Annotated in this window: 15 protein-coding genes; 7 read left to right on the forward strand and 8 right to left on the reverse strand. The window is 67.0% G+C overall.

The window, feature by feature from the left end:
- Positions 1 to 175 precede the first annotated feature (175 nt).
- On the forward strand, positions 176 to 859 hold the full coding sequence (locus HTA01S_RS23400) for a histidine phosphatase family protein (protein ID WP_068176046.1): 684 nt from the start codon (positions 176 to 178) through the stop codon (positions 857 to 859).
- 128 nt (positions 860 to 987) lie between these two features.
- On the opposite strand, the gene HTA01S_RS23405 is transcribed toward HTA01S_RS23400, so the two are convergent.
- Positions 988 to 1,830 (reverse strand): creatininase family protein, encoded by an 843-nt coding sequence (locus tag HTA01S_RS23405; protein ID WP_068176048.1) that lies wholly within the window; start codon positions 1,828 to 1,830, stop codon positions 988 to 990.
- 72 nt (positions 1,831 to 1,902) lie between these two features.
- Between HTA01S_RS23405 and HTA01S_RS23410 the strand changes: the two genes are divergently transcribed.
- Positions 1,903 to 2,646: an alanyl-tRNA editing protein gene (locus HTA01S_RS23410; RefSeq protein WP_068176168.1), complete on the forward strand. Its 744-nt coding sequence runs from the start codon at positions 1,903 to 1,905 to the stop codon at positions 2,644 to 2,646.
- Between the two features lie 135 nt (positions 2,647 to 2,781).
- Here HTA01S_RS23410 and HTA01S_RS23415 read toward each other — a convergent pair whose 3' ends face one another.
- Positions 2,782 to 4,002, reverse strand: a complete 1,221-nt coding sequence (locus HTA01S_RS23415; RefSeq protein ID WP_068176053.1) for an SAM-dependent methyltransferase — start codon at positions 4,000 to 4,002, stop codon at positions 2,782 to 2,784.
- A 266-nt stretch (positions 4,003 to 4,268) separates the two neighbouring features.
- Here HTA01S_RS23415 and HTA01S_RS23420 point away from each other — a divergent pair, with 266 nt between their 5' ends.
- Positions 4,269 to 6,488 carry a protein-disulfide reductase DsbD family protein gene (locus HTA01S_RS23420; RefSeq protein WP_068176056.1) on the forward strand — a complete coding sequence of 740 codons (2,220 nt, stop codon included), beginning with the start codon at positions 4,269 to 4,271 and terminating at the stop codon, positions 6,486 to 6,488.
- Positions 6,489 to 6,531: 43 nt separating this feature from the next.
- Here HTA01S_RS23420 and HTA01S_RS23425 read toward each other — a convergent pair whose 3' ends face one another.
- The 3 genes from HTA01S_RS23425 to HTA01S_RS23435 all read right to left on the reverse strand — a co-directional run bounded on the left by HTA01S_RS23425 (position 6,532) and on the right by HTA01S_RS23435 (position 7,463).
- A complete protein-coding gene (locus HTA01S_RS23425; protein WP_068176058.1) occupies positions 6,532 to 6,741 on the reverse strand; it encodes a DUF4287 domain-containing protein in 210 nt (69 codons plus the stop codon).
- 96 nt (positions 6,742 to 6,837) lie between these two features.
- A complete protein-coding gene (locus HTA01S_RS23430; RefSeq protein ID WP_068176060.1) occupies positions 6,838 to 7,122 on the reverse strand; it encodes a hypothetical protein in 285 nt (94 codons plus the stop codon).
- Between the two features lie 44 nt (positions 7,123 to 7,166).
- Entirely contained in the window at positions 7,167 to 7,463 is a 297-nt protein-coding gene (locus tag HTA01S_RS23435; protein ID WP_068176063.1) for a hypothetical protein, read from the reverse strand.
- Positions 7,464 to 7,583: 120 nt separating this feature from the next.
- Here HTA01S_RS23435 and HTA01S_RS23440 point away from each other — a divergent pair, with 120 nt between their 5' ends.
- On the forward strand, positions 7,584 to 8,516 hold the full coding sequence (locus HTA01S_RS23440) for a right-handed parallel beta-helix repeat-containing protein (protein ID WP_157572247.1): 933 nt from the start codon (positions 7,584 to 7,586) through the stop codon (positions 8,514 to 8,516).
- A 127-nt stretch (positions 8,517 to 8,643) separates the two neighbouring features.
- Here HTA01S_RS23440 and HTA01S_RS23445 read toward each other — a convergent pair whose 3' ends face one another.
- Positions 8,644 to 9,096, reverse strand: a complete 453-nt coding sequence (locus HTA01S_RS23445; protein WP_157572248.1) for a hypothetical protein — start codon at positions 9,094 to 9,096, stop codon at positions 8,644 to 8,646.
- 240 nt (positions 9,097 to 9,336) lie between these two features.
- Between HTA01S_RS23445 and hemE the strand changes: the two genes are divergently transcribed.
- The 3 genes from hemE (at position 9,337) to HTA01S_RS23460 (ending at position 13,540) form a co-directional block, all read left to right on the forward strand.
- The gene (hemE, locus tag HTA01S_RS23450) at positions 9,337 to 10,440 is read left to right on the forward strand and encodes a uroporphyrinogen decarboxylase (protein WP_068176073.1); all 1,104 of its coding nucleotides are present in this window, start codon (positions 9,337 to 9,339) and stop codon (positions 10,438 to 10,440) included.
- A gap of 401 nt (positions 10,441 to 10,841) precedes the next feature.
- Entirely contained in the window at positions 10,842 to 13,043 is a 2,202-nt protein-coding gene (gene priA, locus HTA01S_RS23455) for a replication restart helicase PriA (protein ID WP_068176076.1), read from the forward strand.
- Positions 13,044 to 13,237: 194 nt separating this feature from the next.
- Positions 13,238 to 13,540: a DUF167 domain-containing protein gene (locus tag HTA01S_RS23460; RefSeq protein ID WP_068176172.1), complete on the forward strand. Its 303-nt coding sequence runs from the start codon at positions 13,238 to 13,240 to the stop codon at positions 13,538 to 13,540.
- 297 nt (positions 13,541 to 13,837) lie between these two features.
- On the opposite strand, the gene peaD is transcribed toward HTA01S_RS23460, so the two are convergent.
- Together peaD and qhpC are read right to left on the reverse strand one after the other, a co-directional pair.
- Positions 13,838 to 14,965 carry a quinohemoprotein amine dehydrogenase subunit beta gene (peaD, locus tag HTA01S_RS23465; protein ID WP_068176081.1) on the reverse strand — a complete coding sequence of 376 codons (1,128 nt, stop codon included), beginning with the start codon at positions 14,963 to 14,965 and terminating at the stop codon, positions 13,838 to 13,840.
- 20 nt (positions 14,966 to 14,985) lie between these two features.
- Positions 14,986 to 15,306 (reverse strand): quinohemoprotein amine dehydrogenase subunit gamma, encoded by a 321-nt coding sequence (gene qhpC, locus HTA01S_RS23470; RefSeq protein WP_068176082.1) that lies wholly within the window; start codon positions 15,304 to 15,306, stop codon positions 14,986 to 14,988.
- Position 15,307 lies beyond the last annotated feature (1 nt).

Consider the following 15,307-nt stretch of genomic DNA (forward strand, 5'->3'; position numbering starts at 1 on the left):
AGGTTTCTCGTGCTCCCATTGAAGCACAGGGCCTCCGGGTCTAACGCCCGATCTGCCCGGCATCTGCCCTGCTTTTCCGGTGCGACGCCCCGCCCAGGGGTCTGTGCCTGGTGGCGCGGGCCGGCAGTCGCTGCCGGGACAAAGCCCGGGCCCCGGCCTCCACCAGAATGCCGCCATGGGAACGCTATACCTTGTGCGCCACGGCCAGGCCTCCTTTGGCGCCGACGACTACGACCAGCTCAGCGCGCTCGGCCAGCGGCAGAGCCTGCGGCTGGGCCAGTACTGGGCCGAGCGCGGCCTGCGCTTTGACGCGGTGCTCACCGGCACGCTGCGGCGCCACGCGCAGACCTGGGCCGGCATCGCCGACGGCGCCAGGCTGGACGCGCAGGCGCTGAGCTGGCCCGGTCTGAACGAATACGACAGCGAAGCAGTGGTCCGCGCCGTGTTGCCCCATGGCCGGGATGCGATGCTGGGCGACCCGCACACGCCCGAGGGCTATCGCGCCCATTTCCGCCTGCTGCGCGACGGCCTGGCGCAGTGGATGGCCGGCACCGTGAGCCCGCAGGGCATGCCCAGCTACACCGATTTCGTGCGCGGCGTCACCAGCGCGCTCGACCATGTGCGTACCCAGCACCACGGGCAGAAAGTGTTGATCGTCTCCAGCGGCGGGCCGATCGCCACGGCGGTGGGCCATGTGCTGGGCCTGAGCCCCGAGGCCACCATCGACCTGAACATGCGCATCCGCAACAGCGCCGTGACCGAGTTCCAGTTCAGCCCGAAGCGCCACACCCTGCTGACCTACAACACGCTGCCGCATCTGGACGGAAATCTGTACGCGGACTGGATGACGTACGCCTGAACGCTCCCCTTGCGCCGCTTCGCGGCTTCCCCCCCAGGGGGACCACACCGTTGGCCCGGCGAAGCCGGTTCCTCGGTGTGTGCTGGATGAACGCCCGTGCGCCGGATGGCGTCCGGACAACCGTCGAATCAGTTGAACGCAGTCTTTTCGTGCAGCGTGTCGGGCGGCAGGCGGTCGATTTCGCCCAGCAGCTGCGCCAGCGCGCGCCCCGCCGCGTCGAGCACCGCGCGGCCCTTGTCGGCGCTGGCGGCGCCCGCGTTGCCCACGGCACCGCTGGCGTTGTAGTCCTGCATCATCCAGCCGAGCTTGGCGCTCCGGCCATTGCCCAGGATGGGGAACTGCTGGGCGCGGTCCTGCGAGCTGGAGCGGAAATAGCCGGCCTGGTCCATGTGCACCCGAGCGGGCGACAGCGCGAGCATGAGCGCCGTCTCGATCTCGCCGGCGTGCACGCCGAAGCGGTGCTCTTCGGCGCTGAAGAGCGCGTTCACGTCCTGGCCCTGCACATCGGTCAGCGGCAGGTTGAACCAGCTCACGCTGTAGACCAGCATGCCCAGCCGCGCGCGCAGGTCGCGCGCCACCAGGTCCATCGCCCCCACCTGGCCGCCGTGCGCGTTGAAGAGCACCAGCTTCTTCACCCCGCTGGCCGCCACGCATTCGCCGATCTCGGTCCACACGCGCAGCACGGTCTCGGCCTTGAGCGTGAGCGTGCCGGGGAAACGTGTGTGCTCCGGCGAAAAGCCCACGGCCTGGGTGGGCAGGAACAGCGCCGGCAGATGCGGGGCGATGTGCGGCAGCGCGGCGGCGATCACGCCGTTGACAATGTCGGTGTCCACCGACAGCGGCAGGTGCGGGCCGTGCTGCTCGGTCGCGGCCACCGGCAGCACCGCGATGGCGCGCGCCTTGTCGAGCGAGGCGAAGTCGGCGGTGCTCAGGTCGGACCAGTGGCGGGGGTGGGATGTCATGGTCGGCATATTAGAACGTGTTGGCCTTTCTTGGGGCGCGCGCGCCGGGCCCACTGAAAGGCGCTCGGTAAGATGCGCCGCATGACCCAAGACCTCTTCCGCCAGGACGCTTACCTGCAGCACTGCGGCGCCACCATCACCGCCGTGAGCGAACACGGCATCGTGCTCGACCGCAGCGTGTTCTACCCGCTGGGCGGCGGCCAGGCCGGCGACGCCGGTGAACTGCGGCTGGCCGATGGCACAGCCATCACCATCGCCGACACCCGCAAGGGCAAAGATGCCGAAGGCCGGCCCACGGCCGACATCGTGCACGTGCCAGCGCCCGACCAGGAAGCGGCCCTGGCCAAGGCCACCGTGGGCAGCGCGGTCACCGCCCACATCGACTGGGCGCGCCGCCACCGGCTCATGCGCTTTCACACCAGCACCCACCTGCTGTGCCACCTCGTGCCGGTGCCGGTGAACGGCTGCTCCATCACGCCGGACGCCGCGCGCCTCGATTTCCACATGACCGACCCGCTGGACAAGGACGCGCTCACCGCGGGCCTCGCGGCGCTGGTGGCCGCGGCCCACCCGGTGACCATCGGCGCCATCACCGACGAAGAGCTCGACGCCAACCCCGCGCTGGTCAAGAGCATGAGCGTCTCGCCCCCACGCGGCAGCGGCAGCGTGCGCACGGTGCGCATCGGCCACACCGACCTGATCGACCTGCAGCCCTGCGGCGGCACGCACGTGGCCAACACGGCCGAGATCGGCCGGGTCGTGGTCACGAAGATCGAGAAAAAATCGGCCACCACGCGCCGCGTGGTAATAGGACTCGCCGACTGATTTTTCCGGAGAAAGGCCGATCCGCCGCCGGGCCGCCCCAAGGCGGATCAGCCCCCTCGGGGGGCAGCGACCCGTGCAACGGCGGAGCGTGGGGGCCACAGACCCATCGCCGGGCCGCCCCAAGGCGGATGGAATCTACCGGTACATCCACCCCCTGGACCAGGGCAGCGCCTGCGCGCTCTGCCCGGCCGGGCGGCACAAGACCTGGTAGATCGCCACCTCGTCGTGGTCAAACGCCCAGGCGCACCCCGCGAGGTAGATGCGCCAGATGCGCCAGCGCCGCTCGTCCACCAGGGGCTTGATGCGCTCGGTGTTGGCCTCGAAGGCAGCGCTCCAGAGTTCGGTGGTGCGCATGTAGTGGCGGCGCAGGTTCTCCACGTCGAAGGCTTCCAGCCCGCCTTCCTGCAGCGTGCGCAACACGGTGCTGATGTGCGGCAGCTCGCCGCGCGGGAACACATAGCGGTCGATGAAGCGGCCACCGCCAAAGCTCGTTTCGCCGTCCATCGCGTCGGTGCTGGTGATGCCATGGTTCATGGCCCAGCCGTCAGGCTTGAGCAGCGCGCGGATATGGCCGAAATACGCCGCCAGGTTGTCCAGCCCCACATGTTCGAACATGCCCACGCTGGTGATGCGGTCGAAGGGGCCGTCGCTCACGTCGCGGTAGTCCTGCAGCCGGATGTCGATGCGGTCTTCCAGGCCGGCCGCCCGCACCCGCTCGCGCGCCAGTTCGAACTGCTTTGTCGACAGCGTCACACCCACGCACCGCGCGCCAAACTTCTGCGCCGCGCGCAGCACCAGCGCGCCCCAGCCGCAACCGATGTCGAACAGGCGCTGGCCCGGCTGCAGGCGGATCTTGGTGAGGATGTGGTCGATCTTCTTGACCTGCGCCTCATCCAGCGTCTCGTCGCCGTTCTCGAAATAGGCGCACGAATACACCATGCCCTGGCCCAGCCACTGGGCGTAGAACTCGTTGGACACGTCGTAGTGGTACTGGATGGCCTCGGCGTCGCTCTCGCGCGTGTGGCCAAAGCGCCGGCGGATGCGCCCGAGCAGGCCTTTTTCCGGCTCGGCCGTCTCGGCCAGCCGATGCGCCACCGCCAGAATTTCGGACAAGGACCCGTTCACGTCGATCAGGCCTTCCACATAGGCCTGGCCCAGCGTGTCCAGACCGGGGTCGATCAGCAGCGGCAGGGCCGAGGCATCGCGCACGAGGATCTCCACCTGCGGCTCCACGAAGTCGCCCAGCGCCAGCGCCGAACTCCCGGCGTCGCCCCAGCGCAGACGCACCGGCAGGTTGGCCTGAGTCTTCACCCGCTGCGCCCAGGGCTGCAGCGCACGCTCCACGATCGATCCCATGCACGCACCTCCATGCAAGTCAAACCATGTGCCGAAAGCCGTCTTTTACCGAAAGTGACCCTGTCTGTGAACCCTGTCACGAAAATGGCCCTGCCCGAGCGCCGGCCAAACGCCGCCCGCGCGCAACAACAGCGTTGCCTTATATTGGTGCAGATCGGGGCGCCCCATGAACGCACGGCGGTGTGGAACTTGAACGCGCCCGCGCCCTCATACTTCCACGGCCCAGCCGGCCCGCCTGGCCCCCACCCTCACCCGCTCCCCCTCGAATGTTTCCGAAATCCCTGCCATTGGCCGTCGCGGCCACCCGCCGCCTGACGCTGCTCCTGCTGTGGGCGCTGTGCCTGCCGCTGGCGGCCCAGGCCCAAAGCCTGCTCTCGGGAACCCCCGCCCAGACGACGGCGCAGACCGACCAGGTGCGCGCCGAACTGCTGGCCCACGCTCCCGACGGCGCGGGCCCGGGAAAAACCGTCTGGGTCGGGCTGCAGCTCAGCCACACGCCCGAGTGGCACACCTACTGGAAAAACTCGGGCGACTCGGGCCTGCCGACCCAGTTCGAATGGACCCTGCCCCCCGGCGTGACGGCTGGCGACATCGCCTGGCCCACGCCGCGCAAGTTCCCGCTCGGCCCGCTGGCCAACTACGGCTACGACGGCACGGTGCTGCTGCCGGTGCCGCTGACCATCGCCCCCGGCTTCAACGGCAGCCACCTGGAGGTGCAGCTCTACGCCACCTGGCTGGCCTGCCGCAAGGAATGCATTCCCGAAGAAGGCCGGTTCACGCTGCGCATCCCGGTGCAAGGGTCCACCGGCCTGCACGGCGCGGTGTTTGACACCGCCTTCGCCGCCGCCCCCCAAGACCAGCCCGCCGCCGACAGCGCCCTGCAGCCCGAGACCGGCTTCCTCAAGGTGTCGCTCACCGGTCTGCCCGCGGCCTGGCGAGGCCAGACGCTGGAATTCTTCCCCGAGACCGCCGGCCTGATCGAACCTGGCTCCCCCTGGACCCAGGCCTGGGAAGGCGAGCGCTGGAGCGCCCGCCTGCCGCTCTCGCCACAGCGCAGCGAAAGCCCGGACCGGGTGCCCGTGGTGGTGGCCCAGGCCAGCCCGCCCGGTTCGGGCGCAGGCAGCGCCGGCGTGCGGCTCGACGTGCCGGTGCAAGGCGCCTGGCCGGCCGTCGCGGCCCTGCCCGTGGCCGTGCCCGACGCGCTGCAGGCTGCGCTGAACGCCAACGCGGCCCGCGCGGCCGGTGCGCCGCCGCCCGCCAGCGGCTCGCCCATCAGCCTCTGGGCCGCGCTCATCGGCGCGCTCCTGGGCGGCATGATCCTCAACCTCATGCCCTGCGTGTTCCCGGTGCTGGCCATCAAGGTGCTGGCGTTCGCCAAACACGCCGACGACCGCGCCGCCCACCGCTCCCACGGCCTGGCCTACACCGCCGGCGTGGTGCTCTCCTTCCTGGCACTGGGCGGCCTGTTGCTCGGCCTGCGGGCCGCGGGCGAACAGCTCGGCTGGGGCTTCCAGTTGCAGAGCCCCGGCGTGGTGGCCGCGCTGGCCGTGCTCTTTACCCTGATCGGCCTCAACCTCGCCGGCCTGTTCGAGTTCGGCAACGTGCTGCCCAGCCGGCTGGCCAGCCTGCAGGCCAAAAACCCCACCGCCGATGCCTTCCTCACCGGCGTGCTCGCCACCGCCATCGCCTCGCCCTGCACCGCGCCTTTCATGGGCGCCTCGCTCGGCCTGGCCATCGCCCTGCCCGCCTTGCAGGCCCTGGCCGTGTTCGGCATGCTCGGCCTGGGCATGGCCCTGCCCTACCTGACCGCCAGCTGGTGGCCGGCCATCGCGCGTGCGCTGCCGCGCCCCGGCGCCTGGATGGACACCTTCCGCCGCGGCATGGCCTTTCCCATGTTCGGCACCGTGGTCTGGCTGCTCTGGGTGCTGGGCCAACAAAGCGGCATCGACGGCGCCGCCGCCCTGCTCATGCTGCTGGTGGTGCTGGCGCTGCTGGTGTGGGCGCTGGGCCTGCGCGGCAAGAGCCGCGCGGTGCTGGCCGGGCTCTCGCTCGCCGGCCTGCTCTGGCTGAGCTGGGCGGTCGGCCCCAACGTGACGCGCCTGCAAGACGCCAGCCCCGGCGCGGTGGTGGCCACCACCGTGGAGGGCCTGAGCTGGCAGCCCTGGAGCCCCGAGCGCCAGGCCACGCTGCTGGCCGAGGGCCGCCCGGTGTTCGTCGACTTCACCGCCGCCTGGTGCGTGACCTGCCAGTACAACAAGCGCACCACCCTGGCCAACGCCGATGTGCTGGGCGACATGGCCACGAAGAATGTGGCCCTGCTGCGCGCCGACTGGACCCGCCGCGACCCCGCCGTCACCGCCGCGCTCGCCAGCCTGGGCCGCAACGGCGTGCCGGTCTACGCCATCTACAAGAACGGGCAGGCGCCGCAGGTACTGTCCGAAGTGCTGGGGGTGGACGAAGTCCGGGCAACGCTGCAGAGCTTGTGATCCGCGGAACCGGGGGGGCCACCGAGAGCGCCCCGGCCACGAGCTACTTCCGGGCCAAGAACCAGGCGACCAGGGCATTGGCGTGGCCGTGACCCAGCCCATGCCCGGTCTTGAGGTAGCTCACCAGCTCCATGTGCTTGAGCGGACCGGCCTGCGTCAGGACCTCCATCCAGCGGGCGATGGGCTTGCCATACGTCTTCTCGATGGATGGAAAGTAGGACGCAGGGCCCTTCACCACGTCTTGGTTTGCCATGTGGACTCCTTTCAGTTGTTGTGGCGGGGCGAAAGGAGCGCGCCGTTCAGATGCACCTGCGCGGCACCGGCAGGTGGCCTGGGCTGACGGGCTCCGTCACCACGACGAAACTGGGGGCGGAATTTCGACAGACACAGCGAGAGCATCGAAGATCGCCAAACCGGCGATCCGATTGAACTCATCGGCCTTGCAGATGCCGACCGACTGCTCAATGGTGCCAGCGAACGTGACTTGCTCCGAGGTGACGGAGATGGCGAGAACGGCTGTTTGTTCCGGGGGCGACAAACGCTGCCATGGCTTGAGTGCGATAGAGGAAGTCACGAGGGAAACAGATATCAAATTCCGAATGGTTGAGTAGCGGACACATTGGGAATTCGACATCCATTCTCAGAGGGCACGGGGTCAGGTCGGAGGTTTTTCAGGGCTCACCTGAATGCCGTACTCTTCACACCACGCACGCAGCCTGTCCTCCGTGGCTTGGTTCTCAAAGGCATACCATTTTCAAGCACATCACGCGACTCCAGATAGCCCTTGAATCGACCGTAGGCCCCTCTGCGGCGAAAGAAGTCCGCGCACCTGTCGTATTCGCCTGGCAACTCCTGAGCGACAAAGGCCAGCACCAGCTCACGCCCGAGATCGAGTTCGTTCTTGTGGTGGGGCGTGGCGAGATAACGGCTGGATGTCTCGAGGGCGGTAGGCGGTTCGTCTTCCAGCTCGATCATGCTCGACTCCAAATGAAGGGGCTTCCAACATGTGCAACAAGCCGTCTATACTGAAAAAAATAGCTGGGGGGAAGCATGGGTCAGTCCGTCAGTGTCCACACTTTTTTGAGGGGAATAGGCATGAAGAAGGCTCGTTTCAATCCAGCAATTCTTATCCTCGCGATTTTCGCGTCGACAGCCGGCTCGATGGCGCAAGCGCAGGCGACCCGCACTTGGGTGTCCGGTGTGGGTGACGATGTCAACCCCTGTTCCCGCACGGCCCCGTGCAAGACCTTTGCGGGGGCCATCTCAAAGACCGCCACGAATGGCGAAATTTCGGTTCTGGATCCGGGTGGATATGGCGCCGTGACGATCACCAAGTCCATCACGATTGATGGGAGCAAAGGCGCCGGATTTGGTTCGATCCTGGCTGCGTCGACCAACGGCATCAATATCAACATCACGGATGTGGCTGACACCCGAAAAACCGTGATTCTGCGCAACCTATCAATTAACGGCGGCGGCAACGGGCTGAAGGGCATCAATATCCTGGCGGCGGCAAAAGTGATCATCGCGGATAGCCAGATTTTTGGTTTTAATGGAAGCCCAGGCGTAGGCATCCATGACACGCGCGCCGGCGGCAAGCTGATTGTTTACGGCACTGAAATCAGCCACAATCTAGGAAGCGCGCTTCTGATGCAACCCACGGCTCTGGTCACGGCGGCGCTTGATCGCGTGCAACTTAGCGCCAATAACAACTCGGGAATATTTGCGGGAAACAATACTCGAGTCACGATCAGCGATTCCGTCGTTGCTGGCAACATCTCACACGGCTTGTTCGCGGACGGCACCGGAATCATCAACTCCGACAATGTGCGCATATCAAACAACGGCGGCACAGGTGTCATTACCACCGGCGGAGGGACCATTCGCCTCTCCAATGCCGTTGTGACGAACAACGGTGTCGGCTTTAGCAATGGCGGAACGATCAACACTTTCACACCCAGCAGCAACAAGATCATGGGCAACACCGGTGCGAATGTCGGAGCGCTTACACCAATAGCTCAGCAGTAAAGCGCGACGACTGACTGATTCAGTTTCTCAAGGGCCAGCCGGTTTTCGGCTGGCCCATTGTTTTTGTACTTCTGCCTGAAGGTCGCGATAGCGAGGGCGGCAGAGTTTAAAGACCTCCCGGCAAACGCTATCGGTAGCCAGACACCCATCTCTGGCGAAGAAGAACAACAGCAACAGCTCCAACCGCAAGCGCAGCCATCCCGATCAGCGGATTCAACAACAAGAGAGCCAAATATCCAAAAATGAAGCCTGCCGACAAATAAAGTGTGCTCTCTTTCTTGAATTCTGCCCAGATGGCAATGCCTATCGCCCACGCGGCCAACCACCAGACATGCAGGCGCAGGAATCCAACCGCGTTCGCATCGTTAACGGAGGTTATGTACGCTGGGGTCAGCATCATTTGTCGCGACTTGTCTGGCGCCCTGACAACACCAAGATGGTCCAACACATTGAGGACGACTGGGTGAGCAGTTGGATCAAAGATGCTGTATCTATCGATCTCAAATACCACCACGGCGGCAACCAACGACAAGGCACCCAACCATAACGACGTTGCTCCAAATTGATGACCGTTTCGCATGGTTCCTGGTCCGTTGAATTAAGCTAACCGCGTGAGGTGGCAGTTCTGCTTCCGAATGGGCAGTGTAAGTTTCAACCGCCGACCCGGGCAATGCCGGGTGCGAGTCGACGGGTTTGTTGCCAGCGGCTCACCACGCCGGCATGTCTGCATGTCGGCCCCGCCTGAGCCAGCGCAAACCGCCCGCCCACCCCAGGCGGGATAATCCCTGCTTCCCATCAGACGACCGCACCGGATACCCCCATGAGCTTTGCCCCCTTGCAGAACGACACTTTCCTGCGCGCTTGTCTGCGCCAGTCCACCGAGTACACGCCTGTGTGGCTGATGCGCCAAGCCGGGCGCTACCTACCGGAATACCGCGCCACGCGCGCCAAGGCGGGCAGTTTCATGGGGCTGGCGACGAATGTGGACTACGCCACCGAGGTGACGCTGCAGCCGCTGGAGCGCTATGCGCTGGACGCGGCCATCCTGTTTTCCGACATCCTGACCGTGCCCGACGCCATGGGCCTGGGGCTGTCGTTTGCGCTGGGCGAAGGCCCGAAGTTCGAGCGCACCGTGCGCACCGAGGCGGACGTGGCCGAGCTGGCCGTGCCGGACATGGACAAGCTGCGCTACGTATTCGACGCGGTCACCAGCATCCGCAAGGCGCTCAATGGCCGGGTGCCGCTGATCGGTTTTTCGGGCAGCCCCTGGACGCTGGCCTGCTACATGGTGGAAGGCGGCGGCTCGGACGATTACCGCGCGGTGAAGACGCTGATGTACAGCCGCCCGGACCTGATGCACCGCATCCTGGCCGTGAACGCGGACGCGGTGGCGGTCTACCTGAACGCGCAGATCGAGGCCGGCGCACAGGCGGTGATGATTTTTGACAGCTGGGGCGGCGTGCTGGCGGACGGCAAGTTCCAGGACTTTTCGCTGGCCTACACCCAGCGTGTGCTGGCACAGCTCAAGCGCGAACACGAGGGCGCGACCATCCCCCGCATCGTGTTCACCAAGGGCGGCGGCCTATGGCTGGACGACATGAAGGACATCGACTGCCATGCGCTGGGGCTGGACTGGACGGTGAACCTCCAGAGAGCGCGCGCGCTGGTGGGCGAAGGCCCGGGCGGCAAGGCGCTGCAGGGCAACATCGACCCGAACGTGCTGTTTGCCCCGCCAGCACAGATCGAGGCCGAGGTGGCGGGCGTGCTGGAGAGTTTTGGTGCCCCCCACCAGGGCCCGGACGAAGGCGCCACGCACATCTTCAACCTGGGCCACGGCATCAGCCAGCACACGCCGCCGGAACACGTTTCGACCCTGGTGGACGCGGTGCACACGCTCTCGCGGCGCCTGCGGGCGCAGGGCTGAGCCCGGGCCGCGCGGCGGGGCTGGGGCGGCGGAACCACCGTCATACCCCGGTCACAATGCCGACCGTCCGCAGCGGCCATAGCACAAAACCAGCGGAAAAGAGAACTTGACAGCCATTACTTATGCACAAATTTTGTGCTGCGGTGCGCCAGAAGCTCCAACCCGGGAAAATCGCTGAGGTAGCCGCTACAAGTTTTGCAAGTCATTGATTTCATTGGGTTTTGATTTTTGCTTTTTTTCCGGGCAGTTTAAACAAACCCTTGATTTTCAAGGGCTCCCGGCGCGCTCACACCAACTATCAACAAAGTTATCCACAGAAAATCTGGACAGTTGAGGAAGCGACGTCAAATCAACGACTTACATCGCTTTTCTGCAGTTCGGCTGAGGAAGCACCCCTAACCATGGCTTTTTGGCCCAGCGTGATCGTGGCCACCCCGGCCCACAGCGGGGTGGGTGCCAGTCTGACGTACCGAAGTGAGTTGTTGCTCGCGCCGGGCGCGTTGGTGCGGGTGCCGCTGGGTTCGCGCGAGGTCCTGGGCGTGGTCTGGGATTGCCCGACGCAGCCGCCCGAGGGTCTGACCGAAGCGCAGACCAAGGCGGTGGCCAGCGTGCTGGACGGCCTGCCGCCGCTCAATGGCAGTTGGCGACAAGTGGTGCGCTTCGCCGCTCAGTACTACCAGCGCAGCCTGGGCGAGGTGGCGCTGGCCGCGCTGCCGCCCCAGTTGCGCGAGCTGGGCAACGACCAGCTCGCGCGCCGGCTCAAACGCCGCGCCAAGGCGCTGGCGAGCGCCGCGCCGGCAGCGGAACCGGACACCACCCTGGCGCGGCCCGGAGGCCACGACCTGAGCGCCGAGCAGGCCGAAGCGCTGCAGGCCCTGGCCACGGCCACAGCGCCGGTGCTGCTGTACGGTGCCACCGGCAGCGGCAAGACCGAGGTGTACCTGCGCGCGACGCAGCAGGTGTTGCAGGCAGGCGCCCACACCCAGGTGCTGGTGATGGTGCCCGAGATCAACCTCACGCCGCAGCTGGAAGCGCGCTTTCGCGAACGCTTCGAGCCCGCGTTTGGCGCCGGCTCGGTGGTCTGCCTGCACAGCGGCATGACGCCGGCGCAGCGGCTCTCCAGCTGGCTGGCCGCCCACACCGGCAGCGCGCGCATCGTGCTGGGCACGCGCATGGCGGTGTTTGCCAGCCTGCCCGGGCTACGGCTGATCGTGGTGGACGAGGAACACGACCCGAGTTACAAGAGCCAGGAAGGGGCGCGCTATTCGGCGCGCGATCTGGCGGTGTACCGGGCAAAGGTGGAGAGCGAGGCGCTGGCGGCCGGGGCGGCGGCACTTCGCTCGGGCCCTCCCCAGTCCCCTCTCCCAGGGGGAGAGGGGACTGGGGAGGGAGAGGGAGAAAAACCGCGCTGCCACGTCTTGCTCGGCTCTGCCACGCCCTCGCTGGAGAGCTGGCACGCGGCGGACCAGGGGCGCTATGTGCGGCTGGCGATGCCGGGGCGCATTGGCGGCGGCTCGCTGCCGCGCCTGCGCCTGGTGGACATGAACCACCAGCCCAAGGGCGCGGTGCTGGCGCCCCCGCTGGTGGCGGCCATGGGCGAGCGCATCGCGCGCGGCGAGCAGTGCCTGGTGTTGCTGAACCGCCGGGGCTACGCGCCGGTGCTGGCCTGCCACGACTGCGGCTGGAAGAGCGGCTGCCCGCACTGCAGCGCCTACCGCGTGTTCCACAAGCTCGACCGCACCCTGCGCTGCCACCACTGCGGTTTCACCGAGCGCGTGCCGCGCGCCTGCCCGGACTGCGGCAACCTCGACATCTCACCCGTGGGCCGCGGCACCGAACAGATCGAAGAACAACTCGCCGGCCTGCTGGCCGACGTGAAACGGCCCGACGGCAGCCCCGCGCGCGTGGCGCGCATGGACGCCGACTCGACCCGGCTCAAGGGCAGCCTGGAAATTCAGCTCGCCGCGCTGCACAGCGGCGAGGTGGACGTGCTGGTGGGCACGCAGATGATCGCCAAGGGCCACGATTTCCGCCGCATCACGCTGGTGGCCGGCATCAACGCCGACTCGGCCCTGTTCGCCAGCGACTACCGCGCGCCCGAGCGCCTGTTTGCCCTGCTCATGCAGGCGGCGGGCCGCGCGGGGCGCGACGCGGCGCAGAGCGGCGCCGCCGAAATGTGGGTGCAGACCTGGTACCCGCAGCACCCGCTGTTTGCCACGCTGAAAAAGCACGACTACCCCGCCTTCGCCGCCGAGCAATTGATCGAACGCGAGCAGGCCGGCATGCCGCCCTACGGCTTCCAGGCGCTGCTGCGCGCCGACGCGCGCACGCAGCAGGTCGCGCAGGCGTTCCTGAACATCGCCGCCGAGCAGGCCGCCGGCCTGCCACTGCGCGACCAGATCACCCTCTACCCCGCCGTGCCGCTGACAATCCAGCGCGTGGCCAACGTGGAGCGCGCGCAGATGCTGGTGGAGAGCGCCTCGCGCGGCGCGCTGCAGCGCTTTCTGTCGGCCTGGCAACCGGTGCTGCACGGCTGCCGCAGCGCGCCCGAAGCCCGCGGGCTGGTGCGCTGGGCGGTGGACGTGGACCCGCTGTCAATATGACACCCCCCGCGCCGCTTCGCGTCACCCCCCAGGGGGCGGCACTGGCCGCCTGGCAAAGCCAGTTCGGCGGTGCCCTGGAGGGGCCTCTTCCAGCGCCTTTTTGAGAGCTCTTCTCCATGGCCCGCAAACCCAAAGCAACACCGCCACAGCAAGCGCCCGACGCCGAAATCGAAGAACCGTCCAGCGCGCCGCGCATGAAGATGAACACGCCCTGCGCGTGGGACGGCGACACGCTGGTGGTCAACATCCTGGGCACACCGGCCGCCAAGCGCGACGCGATCGGCAAGACCAAAGGCCACCAGCTCAAGGTGAGCGTGACGGCCACACCGGTGGCGGGCAAGGCCACGGATCACATGGTGAAGTTCCTCGCGGAGGAATTCGACGTGCCGGTCAAGGCCATCACCGTGGTGTTCGGCCGCTTCAACGTCAACAAACAGCTGCGCATCCTGGCGCCGAAGAAGATCCCGGCGGTGCTGGCCAAGGTGCTGGAGGACTGAAGCCCCCGGCCAGTGTCACGGGCGTTTCATGAAGACCACCCAGAATCTGGCCTGTGCTTGATGTCCGACACACAACGGACGGCATACCCGGCCACCCTCGCGGTGGCCGATCCATTGGGACCTAGCGGTATCAGCGCCGTTCTTGGATGAGCCATCGCGGCTCAGCCCGCCGCACCGGCGCTCAGGTGCAATCGCTTGGTCAGCGGAAGCCAGACGTTGGGGTCGGGCAAATCACCACCCAGGGCAGCAAAAAAGGGGGCCGCGATGGCCGCCCTCCCTTTCCAACGAGCCCTGACGTCAGCGCGTGAAGGTCTGCGGCGCCGCCGCCCCCATGTCGCCGCCCGGCAGCGCCAGCGTGCTCAGCGGCTTGAGCTCGGCCGCGTCGTACACCGCCAGGTTGTTCCAGGTGCCGCCCAGGTACACCTTGCTGCCGTCCCGGTTCATCGAGACCGTGTAGTGCGAGTGCGGGATCTCCGCCGCCTTGAGCAGCTTCTTCTGCTTGACGTCGTATTTCGCGAGCCGGTTGAGCACGCCGAACATCAGGTTCGGGTCCTTGGGCGAGCGCACGCCGGTGAAGTAGATCTCGGTGAAGGGCGCGAAGTCGCGGGTCTCGGTCTTGCCGGTCTTGAGGTTGATGTTGAAGTAGCCGTAGATCCAGTCGGCCGTGGCCGGGTCGTCGGTCTTGCCCTTGAACTTCGCCGTGGTGTAGAGGATGGTGAAGTCCTCGGCGGCGTTCTTCAGTGGCCAGACGCTGAGCACGTCGGGCGGCGCGTAGCGCGGGCGCTTCCAGTTGCGCGAGGGGATGGCGACGGTGTGCTGACCGGTCTGCGGATCGAACTTGTAGATGTCGGGCCCGACCATGTAGAGCGAGCCGTCGTGGCCGGTGGCCATGACCGTGACCTGGCGCGGCGCGGGCATGGTGCGCAGCGGCTTGGCGCCCTCGCCGGCCAGCGCGTCGTACACCGCCAGCCGGGGCTGGCCGACGCGGTAGTGGTCGGGGTTGAGCGTGGTCGGCGTCTGGATCACATACAGCTGCTTGCTGTCGTTGCTCAGCGAGAGCGCGAACAGCGCCTTGGCGCGCTCGTCGGCCTTCTGCGACATCTTCGCGTGGAACACCACCTTGCAGCTGTCGAGCGCGATGCCGTGCACCTCGTCAAAGCGGTTGGTGATGAGGTAAGCCGTGGCCTTGTCGGGCGACATGACCAGGGTGGCAGGGCCGACCGAGCCGGGCACGGCGCAGGTCTTGAACAGGCTGTCGGTCTTGAGGTCGACGACGTGCAGGTTGTCGGGGTAGTTGCCGACCACCAGGTACTCGTCGCCCGGGACCAGGGGCTTGTCGGCGTTGAGCGGTGCGGCGTGCACGGCGGCGGGCGCAAGGGTGGCCAGCGCGAGGGCCCGCCACGCGGGGGCAAAGGTCTTGTTCATGCGGGTTCTCCGGTGGCGGGTCACTCGTTGGGGAAGACGGAGCCGAGCTTGCGCCAGTCGTCCTTGGTGCTGGCGGTCTGCTTGCCCCAGTCCGGGTAGGTGTTCATGGTGTCCGGCACCTGGGCCGGCCACCAGCAGGGATCGGCGCAGCCGTAGAGGTCCGCCTCCATGGGCTGGCACAGCGAGGCGACGCCGCCGAAGGCGTCGACCTCCCAGCCTGGGTCGAAGGTGGCGGTGCAGCCGGCCACGCTCTGCATGGCAACCACGTCTTCGACCTGGTTCTGTTCGGCCGCCTGGTCCAGCAGCTGGGCCTTCTGGTTGATGGCTTGGAGGTGTTTCATG

The organism is Hydrogenophaga taeniospiralis CCUG 15921 (assembly GCF_001592305.1).
GTDB classification, from domain to species: Bacteria; Pseudomonadota; Gammaproteobacteria; order Burkholderiales; family Burkholderiaceae_C; genus Hydrogenophaga; species Hydrogenophaga taeniospiralis.

What these genes read in the sequence shown, in the direction of transcription:
- HTA01S_RS23430 (WP_068176060.1), bottom strand. Translation starts at nt 7,122, where the DNA reads ATGTCGAATTCCCAATGTGTCCGCTACTCAACCATTCGGAATTTGATA.
- peaD (WP_068176081.1), bottom strand. Translation starts at nt 14,965, where the DNA reads ATGAACAAGACCTTTGCCCCCGCGTGGCGGGCCCTCGCGCTGGCCACC.
- HTA01S_RS23440 (WP_157572247.1), top strand. Translation starts at nt 7,584, where the DNA reads ATGAAGAAGGCTCGTTTCAATCCAGCAATTCTTATCCTCGCGATTTTC.
- qhpC (WP_068176082.1), bottom strand. Translation starts at nt 15,306, where the DNA reads ATGAAACACCTCCAAGCCATCAACCAGAAGGCCCAGCTGCTGGACCAG.
- HTA01S_RS23425 (WP_068176058.1), bottom strand. Translation starts at nt 6,741, where the DNA reads ATGGCAAACCAAGACGTGGTGAAGGGCCCTGCGTCCTACTTTCCATCC.
- HTA01S_RS23435 (WP_068176063.1), bottom strand. Translation starts at nt 7,463, where the DNA reads ATGATCGAGCTGGAAGACGAACCGCCTACCGCCCTCGAGACATCCAGC.
- HTA01S_RS23415 (WP_068176053.1), bottom strand. Translation starts at nt 4,002, where the DNA reads ATGGGATCGATCGTGGAGCGTGCGCTGCAGCCCTGGGCGCAGCGGGTG.
- HTA01S_RS23405 (WP_068176048.1), bottom strand. Translation starts at nt 1,830, where the DNA reads ATGCCGACCATGACATCCCACCCCCGCCACTGGTCCGACCTGAGCACC.
- HTA01S_RS23445 (WP_157572248.1), bottom strand. Translation starts at nt 9,096, where the DNA reads ATGCGAAACGGTCATCAATTTGGAGCAACGTCGTTATGGTTGGGTGCC.
- hemE (WP_068176073.1), top strand. Translation starts at nt 9,337, where the DNA reads ATGAGCTTTGCCCCCTTGCAGAACGACACTTTCCTGCGCGCTTGTCTG.
- HTA01S_RS23400 (WP_068176046.1), top strand. Translation starts at nt 176, where the DNA reads ATGGGAACGCTATACCTTGTGCGCCACGGCCAGGCCTCCTTTGGCGCC.
- HTA01S_RS23410 (WP_068176168.1), top strand. Translation starts at nt 1,903, where the DNA reads ATGACCCAAGACCTCTTCCGCCAGGACGCTTACCTGCAGCACTGCGGC.
- HTA01S_RS23460 (WP_068176172.1), top strand. Translation starts at nt 13,238, where the DNA reads ATGAAGATGAACACGCCCTGCGCGTGGGACGGCGACACGCTGGTGGTC.
- priA (WP_068176076.1), top strand. Translation starts at nt 10,842, where the DNA reads ATGGCTTTTTGGCCCAGCGTGATCGTGGCCACCCCGGCCCACAGCGGG.
- HTA01S_RS23420 (WP_068176056.1), top strand. Translation starts at nt 4,269, where the DNA reads ATGTTTCCGAAATCCCTGCCATTGGCCGTCGCGGCCACCCGCCGCCTG.